The following is a 20,445-nucleotide window of genomic DNA, read 5'->3' on the forward strand; positions in this document are numbered from 1 at the left end:
CCACCTTTTATCCAGACTGCGTAACAATGGCCCTATGGCTATCGGTGCACACAGAGCGTGGCCCGGCCGACGCGTCCGATGAGCAGCGCGCAGTCCCCGCGGCAGCTATCAGCGGATCTGGCGCCGCTGTGGCAAGCGCTCCACCGACGACTGTCGACGGGGCGTTCGGTGAGCCGCGTCAAAGTCGGCCCGCTGAAGGCCGGGCAGCGGGCGGCCATCGCCGATCTGTTCGGATCCGCGCGGATGCCCGGCGAATACTGGATGGTCAGCTTGGCGCAGGTGGACACGGTGCTGCTCGAAGCGACCGGCTGCGACGCTTACACCGTCGTCGAGCACCTGGTCGGTTCGATCGGAAATCGGTCGGCCGAGCGCGCGGCCGCTACTGCCGAGCGAAACCGGTTGTGGGAGTGGTTGTTCGATCACGAGGTGGTGCGAGCCCAGCCCGCGCTGGTCGGCTGGGCGGCGTTGATGCGGCGAAACGGACTGGTGGAGGGATCGGTCCAGCGGACCACGATCGAGCTCGAGCGCGCGTTGCGCGTCCTGTGCGAGTTACCAGGGCCCGGGGTGCCGTTGCCCGTGTTCGCCGCCAGAATGCTGGGGGATCCGCACGGCCTCGATGATGGCACCCGCACGCAGGCGATGGTGATTCGCGCCTTGACCGCGATCTATGACAGCGAGCCGCCGAAGGATGTCGTCCAGCTGCGGGCATTGTGGGAGCGAGCGGGCATTGCCGACGACGAGCTGTCGTCGACAGTTCTTGTCGCGGGAGTGCCGACCGACGATTCGAACACGGTGATCGGCCAGATCCTGCACACCTGTGCGGGGGCTGGGCTCGCCGCGGTGCTGACCTTGCAACAGCTGCGCGTCGAGGCGGAGCTGACCGAGGTGGCTGCCCGGGTGTGGGTGATCGAAAACCCCAGCATCCTCGCAATGGCATTGGCGCGCTTCGGTGACCGCTGTCCGCCGATGGTGTGCACGGCGGGCTGGCCGAGCAGCGCGGGCGTTCGGCTGCTCGACCAGTTGGCACGAGCGGGTGCCGAGCTGCGTTACCATGGCGACCTCGATGGGGAGGGATTGCGTATCGCCGCGAATCTCGTGGCCAGGGTCGGCGTGGTGCCATGGCGGATGACCAGCACGGACTATCTCGCGGCGGTCGGCTCCGACGGCCCGTCAGTCGGTCGGGTGACGCAGGCGCCGTGGGACCCGGAGCTGTCCGAGCATATGCGTCGAGTCGGCCGGCTGGTGCCAGAGGAACGCGTCGTCGATCTGTTGCTCGAGGATATGGCGCCGTAGTTATCAGACCGTGCGGCTATGGTGGTCCTCCGAGTCACCAGCCAGGGGGAGCCGATATGGATCCGATTCGGGTACCACCCGAGATGTTCCGATTCACCGGTGGAGATCGCGCCGGGTTGTACGTGTCGGTGCTCCATGCGTTCGGTGAGGCGAACGAACGGCTGGAGACGGCGCTCGGTATCGATGACATCCGGGCCCGATTACGGTCGGTCGGATGGTTGGAGGCCATCGAAGACGACGACCTGACCGCGGCGCTCGACCAGCTGCGCGCCTGGAAACTGGTCGACGTCATCCAGAACCATTCCGAGAACTACCGCACCGCAACCGAATACGAACGTCGCAATCTGCAGTACTCGCTCACCAGGCAGGGTGAAGCCGCGTTCGCCGGTGTCGTGCACGCGATGACCGTCCTCGCCTCGACCGGCGCCCTGCAGACCGCGGTGCTCGACGCCATCTCCGACCGGCTCGCCGACCTGTCGCATGAACTGGAGTCGGGATCGGACCGCAGAGTGTTCACGGTGTTGAGCGAGCTCGAGTCCCATCTCGAGGCGCTGCGCGGCAACACCAAACAGTTCAACGGCGAATTGCAGCGACTGCTACGCGCCGACGGCGTCGACATCAACGTATTCCACGAGGTCAAGGCCGCCACCGTGGCCTATCTCCAGGAGTTCCTCACCAACATCGAATACCGCAGCCACGCCATCGCGTCTCGGATCCAGGCGATCGAGGACTACGGGTTGACGCGCATGCACCAGCGCGCATTGCTCGGAGCCGAACTGCCGCAACTGACCGGTGCCGATCCCGGAGGGGCATGGCTGGAACATCGCAGAGCGCGCTGGGACGGTCTGCGAGCCTGGTTCCTGCCCGTCGACGGTACGGCGCCTCGCATCGACCAGCTGCGCCAAGTCGGTCGAAAGGCGATCATCACGTTGCTGCAGGTGCTCGACCGGATCACCGAGTCGCGCAGGCGTTCCAGTAGCGCCGCGGCGGACTTCCGCGAGCTGGCGCGGTGGTTTTCGGTCCTGCCGGAACAGGACGATTTGCACCGGCTGTGGTCCACCGCCTTCGGGCTCAGCTCCGCGCGGCACCCGCATCTGGCCAACCCCGACCAGGAGCTGGTGAGCTACACCGCGCCGTGGCATGAGGCGCCCGCGGTCGAGATCTCACCGCTGCTGCGTTCGTCCGGTCGTGCCGAGCGCTTCGGCAGAACCGGTGCGATTCCCGATGTCGCCGCGATCAGGGCGGCCAGAGCGGCCCGTGCCGCGGTCGAACGCGCCGAACTGCAGGCGGCGTGGGACATGCTGGATACCGGCGGCACCATGCGTCTTTCGGCATTCGGCGAACTGGAACACGAGGTGTTCGAGCGGCTGCTCGAGCTGTTAGGTCGCGCGCTGGGCAGCGCGCCGGATCCGAACGGAACCCGGCGGGGCAGCACCATGGATGGTCGGGTCGAGATTGTCCTGCGCACGCCGCCGGACAGCGAAATCGCCGAGCTGAAAACGCCGCGCGGGGTGTTTCGCGGACTCGACTACATCGTGGAGGTTGCCGCACCTGGGCGTGGCGCGTGCCGACGGGGAGCCTCCGCGTGAGTACGGCGCGGTGGGTGAATCTCAGGAGGCAGCCATGAGCGAGCTCGCCAACCAGTTGGTGATCGCCGAGCGGGAGGAGGTCGCCCGAGGCGTGCGGCACCTGCTCGCAGACCCGTTGATCACCGAACGTGCCGCACCGGACGTGTTCGACGTGATCCGGCGGCGGCGCGGTCCGATCGCGAAATGGTTCGACTACTACTGCGGCTGGACGCTGATCGTCGAGCCCCGGCTCGGCTATGCCCGGCTGGTCAAGGTGGGCGCGGCAATCGACCCGACCCGGCCGGCGCGCCGATTGCGGTCGGGCAGAGCGGAATTCGATCGCCGACGGTATGTTCTGCTGTGTGTGGTGGCCGCGGAACTGTTCGCCGCGCCCGTGACGACGATCGGTCTGCTCGCCGGACGGGTGCGTGCCGCCACCGCGGAGGATCCTGTGGTGGCGAGCTTCGATACGGCAAGCCGCAGTGAGCGGATGGCGTTCGTGGACGCGCTGCGGCTCCTGGAATCGTTCAGCGTGCTGGAGGCGATCGACGGATCGGCCGACTCGTTCGTGGAGTCGGATACGGCGAAGGTGCTGTTCCGGGTCGACGCCACGCTGCTGCTGCGGCTGCTGGCGGTCCCGTCGGGGCCCTCGCAGCTGGGCGTGCCCCCGGAAGAGGTGCCGCTGCGGTTCGATGACGTCCTCGCGGAACTCACCAGGGAACGTCGCTACGGTCTGGCGGGTGCGCGATCGGGCAGGCATGCCGAGCACGCCGGTGTCTCCGATGTGCAGCGCAACTTGTGGTTGCGGCACAGCGTGTTTCGGCGCATGGTCGAGGACCCGGTCGTGTACCTCGACGACCTCACCGCGGACGAACGCGCCTACCTCGCCTCACCCACCGGCAGACAGTTGCTGCGTCGCGCCGCCGAACAGGGCGGCTTCGTCCTCGAAGAGCGAGCCGAAGGCTTGCTTTTAGTCGACCCGGACGGCATCGCCACCGACGGCCGGTTTCCCGACGACGCGGGCACTGCGAAGGTGGCGGCGCTGCTGCTCCTCGATGCCATGCCGGGCCCAACCACCGTCGAACAGTTGCAGCGCAGCGCCGCCGGAATACTGGGCCGCTTTCCCCGCTGGGCCCGTACATTCCAAGGGGAAGACGGTGCACGACAACTGGTTTCCGATGCGCTTGCGGTGCTGAAGTCGTTCGGGCTGGTCCGCGCGTCGGCATCGGGCCTGGTCACCCCGCTACCCGCCGCGGCCCGTTACCGCGTGAGCGCGATCCGCACAGCCGATACGACCGAGGAACCGTCATGACCGTGACCGAGTTGCCGCAACCGTTGCCCGAGACTGGCGAGAGCGTCCGATGGATCCCGACCCGCGCGGGAATTCTCAATGTTTGGCGCTACTACGACGAGGTCTTCGAATTCCATGAAGGGCGTCTGCTGCTGCGCGGTCCGAACGGTAGCGGCAAATCCAAGGCCCTGGAGCTGTTGCTGCCGTTCCTGTTCGACGCGAATCTGCGGGCCAACCGGCTGTCTACCTTCGGCACCAGCGAGCGGACAATGCACTGGAACCTGATGGGGGAGGGCGCATCTGGCGCCACCCGGGTCGGGTACGTGTGGCTCGAGTTTCGGCTGGTGGGGGACCTCGACCAGTGGTTCACCTGTGGCGCTCGACTCCAGGCCACCAGTCGCACCACATCGGTGCACGCGGACTATTTCACGACCGAGTTGCGCGTCGGCGCGTGGGATTCCGGCGACGAGCTGATCCTGACCGATGCCGGTCGCCCGCTGACCCGCGCGGCACTGGATGAGCGGCTCGGCGCGGCGGGTACTGTGCACGACAGCGCGGCCGACTACCGCGCCGCGGTGCGTGCGACCCTGTTCCCGACGTTGAACGAACAGCGGTACGACGCGCTGATCACCGCACTACTGCAACTGCGCACACCCAAACTATCGCAGCGCCTCGACCCCGCCCTACTGTCCACGCTGCTCTCTCGCGCGTTGCCGCCGCTGAGCCACGACGAAATCGCAGATCTTGCTGAGGGATTCGAGCGCCTCGACGCACAGCGGGAACGATTGGTGCGCTTGGATGCCGAGGTGGCGGCCACTCGCACGCTGGCGCGTTATCAGCGAACCTACGCCCAGCGGGTGCTGCGTGCCGGTGCCGCCGCGCTCATCTCGGCGACCACCGACCTGGACCGAATCTCCAGCGCAGCCAAGCGCTCCGCCGAGGAGTGCGAGCGCACCGAGCAGCGCAAGCGTGCGACCGAGCAACGCATCGACGCGGCGAAAGCCGATGTGTCGCAGTCGGAATCCAGACGCGATGGTTTGATGAAGACCGACGCTTACAAGCAGGGCTTGAAACTCGACGACCTGCGCATACAGACCCGAGGCGCCGAAGCGCGGGCCAACCGGGCCGATGCCGACGCACAGCGGCTGCAACGGGTCGCCGCGAGCGACGCGGCCGACCACGCCGCCGCTGTCGAGGCAGAACAGGGCAGGGCGCGGATAGCCGACAACAGCGATATCGAAGCCCAACAGGCAGCCCACCGCGCCGGACTCGTCAGCGTGTACGACGAGCTCGCGCATGACCCCGACTCCGACCACTCTCGAACTCTGCTGCGGGCAGCGGTGCGCAGTAGACGCGACCGGTTGGACGACATGACGCGCGCACTCGACATCCATGAACGTGCGGTCGATTCGCGCACCGACGCCGAAACCGCGTTGGAGGCGGCCAGGACGGTATTCGCAGAAGCCAGACAATCGCAGACCCGAGCCGCCGAGGAGCGCGCCCGCGAACTCGACGCATTGCGTGAGCGCCTGCGGGACTGGGCGATCGGATGTTGCGCACTGTCGTTCGATGATCCCGATCTTGTCGCCGATCTCGCGGACAGCCAATCGGCGGTGATCGAAACGGTGAACAAGGCGGCCGCCTCAGCGCTGGAGGAGGTGGCTCGGCAAGCGGTCGGGTGCGAGCGGGAAATCACCGACGCCACGAGCGAGCGCGAAGACCTGGTCGCCGAACGGGACCGCCTCGCCGATGAACAGGACATTCCCCCGACCCCGCCGCCCTGGCGCACCACCGACCGGAGCCGGATGTCCGGCGCGCCACTCTGGCGCCTGGTCGATTTCGCCGAGGGAGTGCTGGACACCACCGCGGCAGGCATTGAGGCCGCCCTCGAATCCGCTGGACTCGTGGATGCCTGGATCGGGCCGCGCGGCGAGGTCGAAGGCCACGATGTGTTCGCAGACCACACCGCATTGGAGCCGGTGACCGGGCGCTCCTTGGCGGACGCGCTCGTTCCCGCATCCAACGCCGAGGTCAGCCCGGACGTGGTGCGTCGATTGCTGGCCACCATCGCCTTCGACGACCGCCTGCCCATCGCGTCAGTAGTCGCCGTCGGCGCCGACGGCGGCTGGCGCATCGGCAATCTCACCGGTAGCTGGCGAAAAGACCAGGCCGCCTACATCGGCGCCTCGACCCGCCAACGCACCAGACAGCGTCGCATCCGTCAGCTCGACAACGAGATCGCCGGGTATGACCGGCGGCTCGACGACCTGGATACCCAACGGCGGCAGCTGGTCGCCCACCGCGCCCTCATCGAATCCGAACGTGACGGCTGCCCCGGACACGACAGCGTGCTCGCGGCCGAAAACCGGCTTACCCGAACCGAATCGGACCTGGCCGCAGCCGATCGCCAGCTGCGCGAACGCCTCGAGATCGTGTCCATCAAGGAAGCCGCGGTCAAAAGCACTCTGCACGCCCTCTCTGCGCTCGCCGCCGACACCGGACTCCCGACCGAACGCACCGCACTCACGGCCCTGCGCGGCGCCATCGACGATTTCGTCGGTCAAGCCGAGGTGTGGCTCGACGCTCGCCGCGACTTGGGTCAGGCGCGTGCGACCACCGCCGACCGCGCCGACCGCGCTCAACGTTCCGCCGACGCCGCGGCGGAGCGTGCCGAAGCCGCCGCCGAAGCAGAGGACGAGCACCGAAAATCGGCGTCCGAACTCGAAGCGATCGAAGGATCCGTCGGGCGTGACTACCGTGAGGTATTGGCCGAAATCGCAGATCTGCGCATCCGAATCAAGGAACTCACCGACGACCTCGAACACGACCGCACGGACCTCACGAAGCTCGCCATGGAGGTTGGTCGTCTCGCGGCCCAGCACGCCGTCGACTCCGCAGCACGTGATAATGCGGCTGTGACGAGAGACCATGTCGCCCTGCGGTTTCGCCATCTGGCTGCGGGAACCTTCCCCGACGACAGTGCAATCCCCGATGTGGCGAAGTTCCGCGAGACGCTGGCCGGTTCGGAGGGTGTGCGCGCCGCCCTCGACGCCGCCCGGTTGGTCGCCGCGGCGTGGCCCACCATCCCATACGCCCTGGCCAACCTCAACGAAGCGGTGCGCCGCCTCAATGAAGCGGTGCACGAATGCCGCACCGCGCTCAGCGCCCGCGCCGATCTCGATCTCGAAACCGACGACGACATCCAGGTTTTCACCGCGGTCATCGACGGTGTCCGGGTCGGCTGCGCCGAACTATCGACGCTCCTCGTCACCGAAGCCGAACAGAGCAGGAACGAAATCACCGAGCAGGAACGGCGCCTGTTCGACCAAACCCTGACCGGCGACACCCGTCGCCACCTCGCCGCCCGCATCCGCCAGGCCAACGACCTCGTGGACAGCATGAACGCGCGTCTGAAGCGCGTGCGCACCGCCTCCGATGTCGCCGTCCAACTCGTCTGGCAGGTAGGCAAAGATCTCCCACCCGGCACCAAGGCCGCCCGCGATCTGCTGCTCAAAGATCCCGTCCGCCTCAGCGACGCCGACCGCGAATCCCTGCACCGCTTCCTGCGTGACCGGATCGAGGAGGCGAAAACCGACGACACCGCCACCAGCTGGGAACAGCAGCTCGCCCAGGTCTTCGACTACACAGCATGGCATCGGTTCGTGGTCAAGGTTGATCGCGGCAATGGGGAAGGCTTCCAGGAGCTGACCAAGAAGCTGCACGGCGCGCTGTCAGGCGGCGAGAAGGCCATCGCGCTGCACCTGCCGCTGTTCGCTGCTGTCGCCGCCCACTATCAGGCAGCGCCGCAGGCTCCGCGCGTCATTTTGCTGGACGAGGTGTTCGTCGGGGTCGACAGCGTGAATCGGGGGCAGATTTTCGCGCTGCTGTCGGCGCTGGATTTGGATCTGATGCTGACGTCGGATCACGAGTGGTGCACGTATGCGGAGTTGAGTGGGATCGGAATTCATCACATCGTGGGCGGAGATGGGGATGATGCGGTGACGACGGCGCGGTTTACGTGGGATGGGGAAGAGTTGCTGCCAGTATGAGTCATCTTCGCACCGCGCCGCTACGGCCACAGACCGAGCAATAGTGGACACAACTGCGGCACGACCCGTTTGCTCGAGCGCCGCGCTTACACACTCCCGATGACGACAATCTCGCTTCCGCTTCAAGGGCTTCGCTGACACCGCCCTCGAGCCGATTGACATCGCAGTCGTGCAGAGAATTGGAGTGTGGAGTTGCGTGACAGCGCGAATCGACCGTGCACCGGATCAGCCGAGTAGCTCCGACCGTTTCCCGCTCCAGGTCACGACCAGCTGGTCGCGGGCACGGCTGGCTGCGACATACAGCAGCGAACGTTCGCGTTGCATCGCCTCGGCCTGCTCTTCCTGCGGATATCCGCGCAGTGTCGCGGGGGAGGGGACATGGGCGTCGTCGATCTCGGTGAGGATGACACACCGGAACTCCATGCCCTTGGATCGGTGCATGGTCAGCACCTGGACGTGGTCGGCGCTCGCGGGTTTGTCGTCGAGCGCGCGGGCTTCGACGGCGCGTTCGCCGAGGGCGCGCACCAGTTGGCCGCGATCGCTCTTTCCACGAGTCAGGACCGCGATACCACCCGGGGCGATGCCGTCGTCGGCAAGCCATCTTTTGACCCGATCTGCGATCTTGCACAGTTCGTCGGTGGCGGAATCGCATTCGAGCAGGCGCGGATTCGGCCCGAGTCGGGCGGAAGTGTATTCCTTTGTCGACTCTTCGCCCTCCTCGAGATCGCGGTATTCTTCGCCCGCCAAAATGTTCACCACGAAATGCAGATTCTGTGCGGTGGTCCGGTAGTTCAGCGTGAGCCGGTTCGAGCGGCGACCACGAATGTTGATGCCGAGGCGACTGAGCACCACCGGTTGACCGTAGATTCGCTGATACGAATCCTCGGCGATGAACAGATCGTCGGGTCCCTCGGCGACGAGTGCGCGCAGTGGTGCCCAATGCGTGGCATGCAGGTCCTGGGCTTCGTCGACGATGACGTGGTCGGCCAGGCGCTCGGCTGCGGACTCGGCACGCAGCTGAAGCTCTTCGGCCGCCAAGACCAGCACCTCGGGGAAGCTGACCGATTCGTCCATCCGGCTGCGTCGGCGGAACCCGTCGATCAGCTTCCAGACCGCGATGCGCTGCGGTCGGGTCAGGCGCACCCCACGTCCGGTTCGCATGACCTTCGCGTACTGTTCCAGGCTGGTCACACTATTGCCGAGTACCACTGCGACGTACTCGTTTTCGAGGAAGCTCGGGTGCGTGAGCCGATGATCGAGCCCGCTGGCCACAGTCTGCACCACCTCCCGCCACGTCGAAGGCGGGGCCGAGATCGGGGGACTGGTTCAGGACGGCGTTGGTGAGCTGATCGATGCCCGCCACATAAATACCGGGCTCGCCAGGCTTGTTCGCGATGGTCAGCGCCGGATCGACGATCCGGAGATCAGCCTTGAGGTCCAGGGCGAGGGTCTTGTTGAAGGTGGTCAGGATGATTCGTGCGTCCTTGTTCCGCTTCGCGAGATTCCTGGCTCGATGCAAGGCGACGACTGTTTTCCCGGTGCCCGCGCCACCACACAGCCGGAACGTTCCCCGGTAGTTCTTCTCGGCGTACTTGCGTTGCGTCGGGTGCAGGAAGGTACGCCACTTGGCGAAGTCGCCGCCCTCGATCACACGGCGCAGTTCGTCATTGTCATCGATAATGGTGAACTGCACTTCCGACGCAGGATGGTCGATCGCGGCGAGGATCTGGTCGTCCTCGCTGAGGGTGCCGTCCACCGGTCTGTCCGTGAAACCGTAGGCGTCGCGGATCCGGTCCCGAATAGCCTTGGCGGGTAACGAGTGTCAATGCACCGCGTGCGCCGACGGCGGTGTGCAGTTCGCTGTCGCCGAGCCCGCGCGCGAGCATGGCCCGCTTCATCGTCTCTCCTGGGAGCGGAAAGCCACTTACGGCGGACTATTCACCCTCGGAACGACACCGAGCCACGGTGTCGATTCCCATTGAATGATCACCGGCGGTCGGGGATCTCACGGCGCGGGTATGAGACCTTCCTCCGGGTCGCGGATCAACACCGACGGAGGTGTGAGGGCGAGCCGGTCGTTCAGACGAAGCGGCTTTTTGTCGCCTGTCCAAAGCACCTTCTGGACGGGCTTGTCGTCGGCGAAGAACAGGTAGTACCCTGACGGCACTGCGGAGTTGCTGCTGTAATCGACCTTGTCGGGTATTCCCTTCCAACAGCCTGGCGCAACGTTAGCCATTGCGGCACGGCTCAGATCCTCGGGGTCCATTCCCGGTTGCACATCCACCATTCGTTCCCAGCCGTCGGCCCATCCGGCCGCCCGGGTGACATCGATGAGCGTCACGGAGTCGGAATCCCGCATCGCGTTCCCTAGTGCTTCGGTGAACCTCGTGCTCGAACCGAGCGTCTCGAGCCTGCCGCTGAAGTTGACAACTTCTGCGGTGCAGGGTAATTCGTGTGATGGCGATGACGCGAACGGCCCGATGCAGCCACTCAGCATCGGCACCAGTGTCGCGACAAGGGTCAAGTATTTACTGTTCATCGTTAGACCGTTACTTCCCCGGAAGCGGTATGCCGACTCCCGGCTGGATGTCTGTATGGCCAGGCCGTACACCATTGCTCCATGCGATCTGAGGATTTGTGCCATTGGTCGGAGTGTCGAGCACGACCATCTTCCCATCTCTGATAGCCGCACCGATCTTGGCCTTCAGTTCCTCTGGACTGGCATCGGAGTTGTCCCGGCCGATTTCCCGGCCTTTTTCGTTGTTGAACAGATCCATCGCTTCGCGGGCGGGTGGATTACCGCCGGTCTTCTCGTGTGCGGTGGTGTACGCCTTGGTCCAATCGTCGCCGAATTCCTGTGTCATCCGCGCATTCCAGTACGCGTGACGGAATGCGTCTCCGTGTCCGTCGGCGTCGGCCTTCCCCCGAAGGTCTTCATTCGCCAACCCTTTGTACTGATCCAAACCAGCCTGCTCTGCCTCGTTCTTGATCTGGTAGAAGTCCCAGAGGCCGATTGCGCCGTGCTGGGCGACCAGCATCTCCAAGGCATTCGCCTCTTCGCGAGGGAGTGAGCTCGGCTGGAAGCTCGGGTTCATGCTGCGGATGTAGTCGAGCAGCCAGCCGCTCGGCCAGACCACCGGGGCGGATGCCGAAGCATCGGTTTGGTAGTCGGCGAGGATCTTCGTCAGAGCAGGGTCGGTCGGCATGGCGACCAGTGCCTGTTTGGCAGAGTTCGGTATCTGCTCGAGCAGATTCTGGATATTTCCCTCGGCGGTTAGATCGGACTCCTGGATTCTGCTCAGGGCCTGGCGTAGTCCGCCGGTGAGCCGGATTTCCTCGAGCTCCTTTCTGGCGACCGCAGTGCCCGGCGCCCACCAGTACTCCTTCATCCACTCCCAGTTGGATTTCCGAGACGACACTCCACCGTCATCGTGGTAGAACAGGTCCCACTCGGAGTCTTCGACTTCTTTGATGACGGCGCGAATCAGGAGGATCATGCCGTCGAAAATGGCTGCCGTGGAAGCGATCGTACCGGACATCGACTTGTAAAGGTCTACTGTGGTGAGCGCGTCTTTGCGATCGTCCTGGGTGCGCTGACGCGCCGCATCGCCGGTTGCGTTTTGGAAGTACGGCTGCGAGTCACCGACCGCGCGAGCGGCTGCCTCGACTTCCGCTTCGATGTCCCCGGCTACCCGGGAAAGAATTGTCGCGAGCTCTTTTGCGGGACTCAGATCCCACTCCAAGACCTGCGAGATCAGCAGCTTTTTCGCCTCGCTCATCGCGGACCCGCTTGGTTGAACTGGGCGGCCCGTAGTTGGTCCAGGTTCTCGAAATCGGTCACCGCTTGGTCCAAGATGTCGGCGACACCGGTAAATCGACCGGCATGGAACTTCAGCACTCCGTCGAGCGCCTGCAAAGTCTCCTGCGCCCGGGTGAGTGCCAGTGACTGCTCCGCTCCGTAACGTGCTTCATCACGGGCGGGCACGGCCATCGGCGCTTTGCCGCCGATCGTCTCCGCGCGCCCACGCATCTGACCGGCGAGTTCGCGGACTCGGCCCGGATCCATATCGAACATTCAGTGACCTCAGATCACGTATCCGCGGTCGCCGGACTCGCCGCGACCGGGACCGCGCACATCGCGCCGGCTCGCCGGGCCGAACGACGACGGTTGGTACTCCGATGACAACTCCGTGAAGATCCGCTCGGCCTCCGCCTCGGCATTCGTGTACGCGACACGATGTCGGTCGGCGATGAGCGCGGCCAGCCGATCCGGATCATGCTCCCGCGCATAGGACGACAGACGGAGATCGGTGATCGCTCCGCGGGCGTCGGTTTCGACATAGACGGTGCCGTCGGCGGATTGCGCGTGCCCGCGCACCCGTTCTGTCGCCTCATTGATCCGCTTGACCCGAGCCGCCAGCTCGTCTGCGTCTTCGATCATCTTGCTCCCCCGGATCGCCTGCTCGTATCCATTTCCGCGTCAACGGTAACAGTTGTCCGATGTAGTCGCGGGCGCACGCGACTCTGTCCGCATCCCCGGTTTCCGCGCGAACCCGCAGCTGTGGGTAGTCACCCACATCGTGAATCATGTGCGCGCACAGCGACATGAACTAGATGATCCCGCAATCGAATCGATCGGTGTGAGGACTGCCGCGCGTCCGGCGGATCACCTCCGGCAGGACACGGCACAGCCGCGATCATCATCCGGCATCCTTTTTAACGGCGTCGAGCGCTGGCGCGGGAGTCACCCGGAGACGAGCACTTGGCAGGTGGTGTCGCCGTCCCGGCCTGGTTGAGGTGGATCGGTGAGGTCGAGTGGAATGGCGTCGACCCCGCGCCGGGGCACCGCCCGAGGCTGCGCGCTGCTTGTCGACAACTTCGACACCATCAGTGACCTTGCCTCCACACGATTGCATCAGCGAATCGACTCGATGGCCAATCGGGTTCGTAGTCACGCCACAATGCCCGAGGTACGGGAGTTCCTGAGGAACCGTGCGGCACTGGTGTAGCGTCTCGTAGAGCCTTGCCTTGCGGCGAATCAGCCTGTGCCCCTGCCGGATTTGCGCCATCGTCGCCGTAGCATTCGTGCTGCTGCAGATCGAACACGGCCGCACCACCTGACCGCCATGGCACATCGCTACCCGGAGAGGCTCAATCTATGAGTTCCACTGGAAGCCAATGCTGTTCGGTAAGCCGTGCGATCGCGGCAGCAATATGCGCATCGGTGAAAAGCGAACCCTTGCGCTCTGTCCAGGCTCGGACGTAATCGACGATTTCATGTCTGTTCTGGGAATTCCCGTGTGCTGCGGCCCAGTGGACGCTAGCTAACAGCTCCATGCCGTACATGCTGCTGAAGCCCTCCGACAATGAGATAACACGCTCGACGTGCCGCGTCGCATCCTCATGATCGGCAAGTAGCGAATCGGAGCGATCCACGGCTTCGTTTAGCACACGGATCGGCTCGGACTCTAACCTCGGCCATTCACCCTATTTCCGGCGCACAGCGCCGGAAATAGGGTGAATGGCCGAGGCTAGAAGTACCAGCCGGGTCTGACATCGAGCTTGGGTGTCGGAGTCTCGGACCCAAGCATCTGCCTGACCTCGGTCGCTACCTCGTCGGACCGAGTCGCGATGAACAGGATTACGTCGAGTTCGCCGAGTAGCTCGTGCGTCAGCCGCTCGGCCCGCAGTGTGTCACCGCTGGTGTGAACTCGTATCAACCACTGGCCACCGTCGAACGTCATGACTCCCCCTTCGATCTTGGTCTATGGGCCCATTATGTCCAGAGCAGGTCCATGCCGTGTAGGTTTTCACGAACGAGCCCGTCGGAACGCTGAGTCGAAAGTCTGTGCGACACAGCATGTTTCGGATTTGTTCGGCTCGTCAGGCTACTTGGCAACCGCGGCCAACCACAACACACCCTCACCGACCGGGTTGCGGCTCGAGGCATTGAGTGTGAGCTACCGGGTCGTGGTGCCAGATGTTCGGTAGTGCGTTTGCCGATGGTGGTGCTGAGTGCGTCGAGTTCAGCCAGGACCTCGGTCGCTGCCCAAACGCGGTTACGGTTGCTCTCCGACAGCACCTCGAGGATTCCTGCATCGGTCAGTCGTCCGAGGGCCCGGTAAGTGCTGGCGTCGGTGGTTCCGGCGATCCGTTGTGCGGTGTCGGCATTGAAAATCGGCGTGCCGAGCAGCGCCGCGAGCAGCGTCTCATCCGTCGAGTTGGCGCGACTCACCCGGCCGAAACAAACCCCTTGTCCACCAGCCAATCCCGCGCGACGGCCGCGATATCCTCGCCCTCCACGTCGATGCGTCGGTTGAGTTCCATGACCTCGTCGTTGGTCAGCGCCTGGGAGACCGGGGTCATGATCTGTTCGATCTCGGGGTGTTGGGGGCGAGGACGGTCGAAAGGGTGACGGCCGGGTTGTAGTGCGGGAAGAACGACCGGTCGTCGGTGAGCAGCACCAAGTCGAGTCCTTTGATGCGACCGTCGGTGGTGTAGACCTCGCCGAAAGGGCATTCGGCGCCGCCCGCGGTGGCGTTGTAGATAATGCCTGTCTGGAGCACTGAGCGGAATATCGTGGCCGGCTCGAGGCTGTATGCCTGGGCCATTCCGGGGAAGCCGCCTTCGCGGACGTTCAATTCGGTGTCGACGCAGGTTTTGGCTTGGTCCGATGTAGTTTTGGCGAGTTCGGCGTACTGGGTCAGCGTGCGGACGCCGGTGCGTTCGACAACGGCCTTGCTGGCGCCAGCGCGTAGGTGTTGTCCATCGGAGCCAGCGCCACCCAGTCGAAGTTGTTCTCGGCGACGTCCGCGTGGCGCACGGCCTTGAACTGTTCCATCGGGTCGGGCAGGGGCTTGTCGTGGCCGAGATAATTGATCCAGCCGTTGCCGGTGTACTCGTAGGTGAGCTGCACATGGCCGGAGAGTTGGGCGGCGCGGGTGCTCTGCGAGCCGATGATGGATGTCAGGTCCCGGATCTCGGCGACCGCGGCTTGCAGCGAGAACGCGAGTATGTAGCCGAGGAGGACTTGTTCGGTAAATTCCTTCGAGCCGACGGTCAGGGTGACACCGCTGAGGTTGTCGTTGTGCTGGATGGAACCAGGGCCCATGGTGAACGGGAGGGAGGAGCCGGCCTGCACGCCGCATGCGGCGGCGAACGTGGTCGCGGCCACGATTATCGCAAAGCAGTACCGGCGTCGTGGAGTTGTCCGCCGATGTTGCCTCATGGCTGAACTCGTCTCATTGAAGCACTTGGCCTGGGAATTTCTGCCACGACGCAGTCGCGAGCATGGGAGACGTTGCAGGAGAAGAGAATAGTGCACACGCCTGGCCGAGGTAACGGCGTAGCCGCTGCCTGCCGCGCTTCACAGCGGCAGGATTGGCGCCGCCACGATCGGCGAATAGTTCTCCGGGTTGCCCGCGACGGTCTCGCTGAGACGGCCATTCACAGCGACGGGGATGTCGCCGGCCAACGTCACCCGGTGTAGTTGGCGGCGGTGCTCGCCGAAATCGGCGACTCCGTAGTGCTGGGTGGCTCGGTTGTCCCACAGTGCGACATCGTCGTTGTGCCAATCCCAGCGCACTGTGTTCTCCAGGCGAGTGACCCGCTCCTGGAACAGGTCGATGAGCGCGGAGTCGCCGGTGCCCGGGATCACAGCTTCCTGACTCGGGTGTCTCGATAACGAAAGCTGTCCTGCCTAGCGGCCTCGTAGTGGAATGCGACGCGATCGTCCGCCTCCAGTGCCAGGAACCCCGTGCCCTCGATAACGGAAAAGTGCACCCACGCGTCGTGCCCGCCGGGCAACTCGGCCGACGCGATGGCGCCCCAACCCTTCTCGGCGTGGAAGAACTTGACAATGCCTTCGATCATCGTCCGATCATCGCGCACCTACCAGTGCAATCCCGGTACGATGCGCGCGACGCGCGCCGCGGGGCCGGGGAGGGCCATGAGCGGCAGGATGACCGGGGCGAGCACAGCGAGGGGGCTGCGGCTCTGCCGCGCGTCCGGAGTGGCGGGCTGCTTGGTCGTGGAGTCGGTGCTGCCCTGTGCCGCATGGGATTCCCCGAACAGACGGAAGCCCTGGTGCATGATCTGACGCTTCACCGACGGCATCAGCAGCTCGACCGCTTGGGCGAAAGTGCCGACCGGGGTGTCGATCCGATGCGGACGGTCCTCCAGTGCGCGAATCACGATGGCGGCCGCCTGCTCCGGGTCAGGAACCGGAATCGCGCGGTACAGGTCGGTGGGCGCGATCATCGGTGTGCGCACCAGCGGCATCCGCACCGAGGTGAAGGTGATTCCGGCATCGCGGTTCTCGACCGCCGCGATCTCGCTGAAGTTGTCCAGCGCCGACTTGCTCGCCACATATGCGGCGAACCGGGGCACCTTGGTCTGCACCGCGATCGAGGAGATGTTGACCACATGCCCGAAGTGGCGTGCTCGCATGGACGGAAGCAATCCGAGAATGAGCCGCACAGCGCCGAAGTAGTTCACCGCCATGGTGCGCTCGAAATCGTGCATCCGATCGGTCGAGTTCAGCACCGAACGACGGATCGAGCGGCCGGCGTTGTTCACCAGGTAGTCGACGTGACCGTGGTCGTCGAGCACGCACTGCACGAGCTTCTCGACCGCGTCGGAGTCGGTGATATCGCAGGGATAGGAATGTGCCACACCGCCTTCCGCACGCACCGCGTCGGCGGCGGCGGCCAAGTCGTCATGTCCGCGGGCGACCATGAGTACCGTGGCGCCGCGCCTGGCGACCGCGTGTGCGGTGGCAAGACCGATGCCGGAGGAGGCGCCCGTGATGAGAACGACCCGGCCGGCGAGCGGATCACCGGTGAAGGAAACGCGGCCGCGCTGCGGATCGAGATGGTCGCGCCAGTACTGCCACAGGTGCTCGGCGTAGCTGTCGAACGACGGAACGGTGAGGCCCGCGCTGCGCAACTGTGCGCGGGTGGAGTCGCTGATGAACTCGGCCGAGAACGACGTGTGCGGCGCCACCTCGGCCGGTATGCCCAACTGCTCCAAGAGGAAATCGCGCACGGCAGGGACGCCGGGGATGTGCGCGAGCCCACTGAGCGCGAGGCCGCTGCCGGGCACCGTGCCGACGCCGGTCGGTGCGCCCGCCGCGGTGGCGAGTGCGCCGTAGATCTCGCTGAACGGCTGTGTCTCCGGGTTGACCAGGTGGAAGGTGTGTCCGTCCAGGCCGGGGCGCCGGACCAGCTCGACCATGGCGGCGGAGACGTAGTCGACCGGGACGATATTGGTCGCGCCGAGATCGGGCAGGGGCATCGGCAGGTCGGTCGGCAGCGCGCCGAGCTTGGCGATGGCGGCGAAGAAGTAGTACGGGCCGTCTATCTTGTCCATCTCGCCGGTGTGGGAATCGCCCACGATGATCGCGGGCCGGTACACCCGCCAGCGCACACCGCGCGACTCGCGAACAAGCTTCTCAGCGGCGAATTTTGTGCGGTGATACGGCGAGGTCAGCTGCTGCCCGAGATCGAAGTCCTCTTCGAAGAACTTGCCTTTGTGATCGCCTGCCACCGCGACGGAGGAGACGTGGTGCAGTACCGCGTCCAACTCGCAGGCCAGCGACAGGACCGAGCGGGTGCCCGCGACGTTGGCGGCGTGCGCGGTGTCCTCGTCGGCGGTCATGTCGTAGACGGCGCCCAGATGGATGATGTGGTCGGCCGCCGGCGCTTCGCAAGCCAGGCCGAGCCCGTCGGCGGTGAGGTCGCCGATCAGCGCGAAGACGCGCTCGCCGCCACGCCAACCTGCTGCGAGCTCGGTGAATTTTGCCAGCGACGCCTCGCGCACCAGCACGTGCACGATCGCCTCGGGATCGCGATCCAGGAGATCCTGCACAACCCGCCGGCCCAAAAATCCGGTACCGCCTGTAACGATGTAGGAGGCCATCGCCCTCTCCTGCCGTTCGCTCGAAATATGTTGTCGCACAAGTCATCCAGCATGCGGCAGTGGATGCGGACAGCTTCGATTCGGCCCCCATGACAGTCCGTCGGGCCGAAAGTAGGAACACCTTCGTCCTGACTTGTTACTGAACAGTAACTGACAGCGCGTGATGCGAGCAAGCGATCATGGTCCGGTTCAGCTGTGGCAATGGTCACCGTCTGCCCAGGTCAAAGGGTGTGTGTTACAAAGATTTCCAGTTATCTTGATTCCGGTCGGGTATCCAGCAACCTGGCGGCGTTCGGTGCCGCTACTTCTTCTCGACCCGGGCGGGTGGCGTCTGCAGCGGTGGCTTGTCGCGGAGGAACGTTTCGAAGGCGTCCAAATCCGTCGGGCCCGTGGCATGGTCGATGCCCTCGGTGAAAACGGTGAAACCGTCGCCGCCGGAGGCCAGGAAGCTGTTGGTGGTGACGCGGTAGGCGGCGACCCGGTTGAGCGGCTTTCCCGCGACGCGGACGCTGTCGGCGATCACCTTCGCGCCTGTGGGGGCCGTGTCGGAATAGGTGTAGGTGATGCCGGCGGGGGACAGGACAGTCGGCTTGCTCATGTTGTCCCACTGCTGTTCGAGCAGGCGCAGGATCTGAGTGCCGGTGAGCGTGCGCGTGACGACCTGGTTGCCGAACGGCTGAATGGCGAAGATATCGCCGTAGGTGATCGGGCCCGCCTCCAGATCGGCGCGCACACCCCCGGGATTCATGAACGCGGCGAGGGCCCCGGCGCGGCCCTCGGTGACCGACAGCATGGAATCGGCGATCACGTCACCGAGCGGTGAGGTGCCCGCAGGGCCCGGTTCGTGCGACAGGGCGTCCGCGGTCGCGCCGACGACGCGGTCGGCGCGGGAACGGGACTGCTCGTTGAAGAAGTCGATGAGCGCGTTCGCCGAGGCGTCCGGTGTGACTTCGCGTGACACCACTCGGTTGATCGCGGAAGCCCGCACCCCGTCGCCGCCGAAGTGCAGGGTGATGTCGGTGATGAGCCGCCCGTACGAAGCGGCCTGGGTGACCACCTTCCCGCCGATCGTGCACACGTAGGGCTGATGGCTGTGGCCGGTGATCACCGCGCGTACCGCTTGGTCGACCCGTTCGGCAAGCCCGGTGACGTTCGGCGAGATGTCGGCGCACCCGTTGTAGTCGAGCGGCGCGTCCTTGCCCGGTCGCTGGGCGCCACCGTCGTGTATCAGGGCCACGATCGCCTCCGCGCCGGCCGCCTGCATCTCTGGCACGTAGCGGTTGACGGCGTCGGCTTCGTCGCCGAAGGTGTAGCCGCGAATACCTTCGGGTAGAACGATATTCGCCGTGTCGGGCGTGACCGTCCCAACTATGCCGATCTTGTGCCCGCCCACCTGGAGCAACATCCACGGGCGCAGCGCGGGCGGCAGGTGGCCCTGCGCGTCTGTGACGTTCGCGGCCAGATATGGGAATCTCGCGCCCGTGAACGGCGCGCCGGGGGAGCAGCCGTCCGGGGCGCAACCGCCCTGTTGGATTCGCCCCAATTCCAATACGCCGTCGTCGAATTCATGGTTGCCCACCGACGACGCGGCCACCCCGACGTTGTTCATGAAGGTGACAGTCGGCTCGTCGTGGAACAGCCCGGAGATCAGGGGGCTGGCCCCGATGTTGTCTCCGGCCGCCACCACGGCGCTCACCGGATACGCGGCCTGCAAGCGCCTCAGGTGGGTGGCCAGATACGCCGCCCCGCCCGCGTCATAACCCGCGATCTTTCCGGTCGGCCCGCCCGGCGGCTGCAAGTTTCCGTGCAGGTCGTTGAAGCCGAACAGGTGCACCTCGTCGGGGTGCGCCGCAGGCAGATCATTCGTCGAAACCAACGGCACCACTCGCGGGGCCGTCGAGGAGGCAGGCCCCCCACCGGCATCCGTCCGACCGCATCCCCCGACCAAACCCACAAGACCGACAAGAATTATCGCGATGCGGCGGCGCGTTCTCATGTCACGAATGTCTCACGCCATGCCTGTCCACGCAGGGCACTGCGGAATCCGCACCCACGGAAGGGGGCCACTCGCGGTTCGCAGCCACGGCCGTACGGGCCAATTGATTCTCCCCTGGGCCCTCTGCCGCCCCGTCGCGGCGGAAGACGCCTACCGGGCGGCCGGGAACTGCTCGGCCAGCTCCTGGAAGACCGCGGTGTTCACCGCGAAGGCGCGCAGGACCTCGTCGAGCACTCGGCGGCGCTCCAGATCGCCGAGCGGCAGCCGGTCGAGCACAGGGGACCAGGTGGGCGCGAGGGCCGGGTGGGGCGCGGGGCCCGTACGCATCTC

Annotated in this window: 15 protein-coding genes and 3 pseudogenes; 4 read left to right on the forward strand and 14 right to left on the reverse strand. The window is 65.4% G+C overall.

From position 1 onward, the window contains the following. The first annotated feature begins 168 nt into the window (after window positions 1-168). The 4 genes from OH799_RS02365 to OH799_RS02380 are packed head-to-tail and all read left to right on the forward strand — an operon-like array spanning window position 169 to window position 8,201. Window positions 169-1,293, forward strand: a complete 1,125-nt coding sequence (locus OH799_RS02365) for a TIGR02679 family protein (RefSeq protein ID WP_406275062.1) — start codon at window positions 169-171, stop codon at window positions 1,291-1,293. A 56-nt stretch (window positions 1,294-1,349) separates the two neighbouring features. After that, a complete protein-coding gene (locus OH799_RS02370) occupies window positions 1,350-2,882 on the forward strand; it encodes a TIGR02677 family protein (protein WP_406275065.1) in 1,533 nt (510 codons plus the stop codon). A gap of 34 nt (window positions 2,883-2,916) precedes the next feature. After that, entirely contained in the window at window positions 2,917-4,173 is a 1,257-nt protein-coding gene (locus OH799_RS02375) for a TIGR02678 family protein (RefSeq protein WP_406275068.1), read from the forward strand. Further along, window positions 4,170-8,201, forward strand: coding sequence for a TIGR02680 family protein (locus tag OH799_RS02380; RefSeq protein ID WP_406275071.1), 4,032 nt, complete (start codon window positions 4,170-4,172; stop codon window positions 8,199-8,201). Before OH799_RS02375 ends, OH799_RS02380 begins: the two co-directional genes overlap by 4 nt. Window positions 8,202-8,426: 225 nt before the next feature. On the opposite strand, the pseudogene OH799_RS02385 reads toward OH799_RS02380, so the two are convergent. From OH799_RS02385 to OH799_RS02450, 14 genes and pseudogenes are all read right to left on the reverse strand, one after another. Further along, a pseudogene (locus OH799_RS02385) lies at window positions 8,427-9,996 on the reverse strand (3'-5' exonuclease); the annotation flags it as partial. A gap of 210 nt (window positions 9,997-10,206) precedes the next feature. Then, window positions 10,207-10,542, reverse strand: coding sequence for a hypothetical protein (locus OH799_RS02390; RefSeq protein ID WP_406275074.1), 336 nt, complete (start codon window positions 10,540-10,542; stop codon window positions 10,207-10,209). Between the two features lie 208 nt (window positions 10,543-10,750). After that, window positions 10,751-11,980 carry a DUF6973 domain-containing protein gene (locus OH799_RS02395; RefSeq protein WP_406275077.1) on the reverse strand — a complete coding sequence of 410 codons (1,230 nt, stop codon included), beginning with the start codon at window positions 11,978-11,980 and terminating at the stop codon, window positions 10,751-10,753. After that, window positions 11,977-12,276, reverse strand: coding sequence for a hypothetical protein (locus OH799_RS02400; RefSeq protein WP_406275079.1), 300 nt, complete (start codon window positions 12,274-12,276; stop codon window positions 11,977-11,979). Before OH799_RS02400 ends, OH799_RS02395 begins: the two co-directional genes overlap by 4 nt. A 9-nt stretch (window positions 12,277-12,285) precedes the next feature. Beyond that, complete coding sequence (locus OH799_RS02405) at window positions 12,286-12,642, reverse strand: YbaB/EbfC family nucleoid-associated protein (RefSeq protein ID WP_406275082.1); 357 nt, start codon at window positions 12,640-12,642, stop codon at window positions 12,286-12,288. Between the two features lie 710 nt (window positions 12,643-13,352). Further along, window positions 13,353-13,637 carry a hypothetical protein gene (locus OH799_RS02410; protein WP_406275085.1) on the reverse strand — a complete coding sequence of 95 codons (285 nt, stop codon included), beginning with the start codon at window positions 13,635-13,637 and terminating at the stop codon, window positions 13,353-13,355. 95 nt (window positions 13,638-13,732) lie between these two features. Then, window positions 13,733-13,945 (reverse strand): hypothetical protein, encoded by a 213-nt coding sequence (locus OH799_RS02415; protein ID WP_406275087.1) that lies wholly within the window; start codon window positions 13,943-13,945, stop codon window positions 13,733-13,735. 233 nt (window positions 13,946-14,178) lie between these two features. Continuing rightward, a pseudogene (locus OH799_RS02420) lies at window positions 14,179-14,430 on the reverse strand (Fic family protein); the annotation flags it as partial. A gap of 2 nt (window positions 14,431-14,432) precedes the next feature. Next, window positions 14,433-15,429 (reverse strand): annotated as a pseudogene (locus tag OH799_RS02425) (glycine betaine ABC transporter substrate-binding protein). Between the two features lie 138 nt (window positions 15,430-15,567). Next, complete coding sequence (locus OH799_RS02430; protein WP_406275090.1) at window positions 15,568-15,858, reverse strand: TauD/TfdA dioxygenase family protein; 291 nt, start codon at window positions 15,856-15,858, stop codon at window positions 15,568-15,570. After that, a complete protein-coding gene (locus tag OH799_RS02435) occupies window positions 15,855-16,073 on the reverse strand; it encodes a cold-shock protein (protein ID WP_406275093.1) in 219 nt (72 codons plus the stop codon). The genes OH799_RS02430 and OH799_RS02435 overlap by 4 nt, the downstream gene beginning before the upstream one ends. A gap of 18 nt (window positions 16,074-16,091) precedes the next feature. Continuing rightward, window positions 16,092-18,119, reverse strand: coding sequence for an SDR family oxidoreductase (locus tag OH799_RS02440; protein ID WP_406275097.1), 2,028 nt, complete (start codon window positions 18,117-18,119; stop codon window positions 16,092-16,094). 301 nt (window positions 18,120-18,420) lie between these two features. Beyond that, entirely contained in the window at window positions 18,421-20,115 is a 1,695-nt protein-coding gene (locus OH799_RS02445) for a bifunctional metallophosphatase/5'-nucleotidase (RefSeq protein ID WP_406275100.1), read from the reverse strand. Between the two features lie 150 nt (window positions 20,116-20,265). Next, window positions 20,266-20,442 (reverse strand): hypothetical protein, encoded by a 177-nt coding sequence (locus OH799_RS02450; RefSeq protein ID WP_406275103.1) that lies wholly within the window; start codon window positions 20,440-20,442, stop codon window positions 20,266-20,268. Between the last annotated feature and the right edge of the window lie 3 nt (window positions 20,443-20,445).

It is taken from the genome of Nocardia sp. NBC_00881 (assembly GCF_045207455.1).
Lineage (GTDB): Bacteria > Actinomycetota > Actinomycetes > Mycobacteriales > Mycobacteriaceae > Nocardia.

Excerpts from the sequence above, each read along its gene's own strand:
- OH799_RS02370 (WP_406275065.1), top strand. The coding sequence starts at position 1,350 with ATGGATCCGATTCGGGTACCACCCGAGATGTTCCGATTCACCGGTGGA.
- OH799_RS02445 (WP_406275100.1), bottom strand. The coding sequence starts at position 20,115 with ATGAGAACGCGCCGCCGCATCGCGATAATTCTTGTCGGTCTTGTGGGT.
- OH799_RS02405 (WP_406275082.1), bottom strand. The coding sequence starts at position 12,642 with ATGATCGAAGACGCAGACGAGCTGGCGGCTCGGGTCAAGCGGATCAAT.
- OH799_RS02435 (WP_406275093.1), bottom strand. The coding sequence starts at position 16,073 with ATGATCGAAGGCATTGTCAAGTTCTTCCACGCCGAGAAGGGTTGGGGC.
- OH799_RS02395 (WP_406275077.1), bottom strand. The coding sequence starts at position 11,980 with ATGAGCGAGGCGAAAAAGCTGCTGATCTCGCAGGTCTTGGAGTGGGAT.
- OH799_RS02375 (WP_406275068.1), top strand. The coding sequence starts at position 2,917 with ATGAGCGAGCTCGCCAACCAGTTGGTGATCGCCGAGCGGGAGGAGGTC.
- OH799_RS02415 (WP_406275087.1), bottom strand. The coding sequence starts at position 13,945 with ATGACGTTCGACGGTGGCCAGTGGTTGATACGAGTTCACACCAGCGGT.
- OH799_RS02450 (WP_406275103.1), bottom strand. The coding sequence starts at position 20,442 with ATGCGTACGGGCCCCGCGCCCCACCCGGCCCTCGCGCCCACCTGGTCC.
- OH799_RS02380 (WP_406275071.1), top strand. The coding sequence starts at position 4,170 with ATGACCGTGACCGAGTTGCCGCAACCGTTGCCCGAGACTGGCGAGAGC.
- OH799_RS02400 (WP_406275079.1), bottom strand. The coding sequence starts at position 12,276 with ATGTTCGATATGGATCCGGGCCGAGTCCGCGAACTCGCCGGTCAGATG.
- OH799_RS02440 (WP_406275097.1), bottom strand. The coding sequence starts at position 18,119 with ATGGCCTCCTACATCGTTACAGGCGGTACCGGATTTTTGGGCCGGCGG.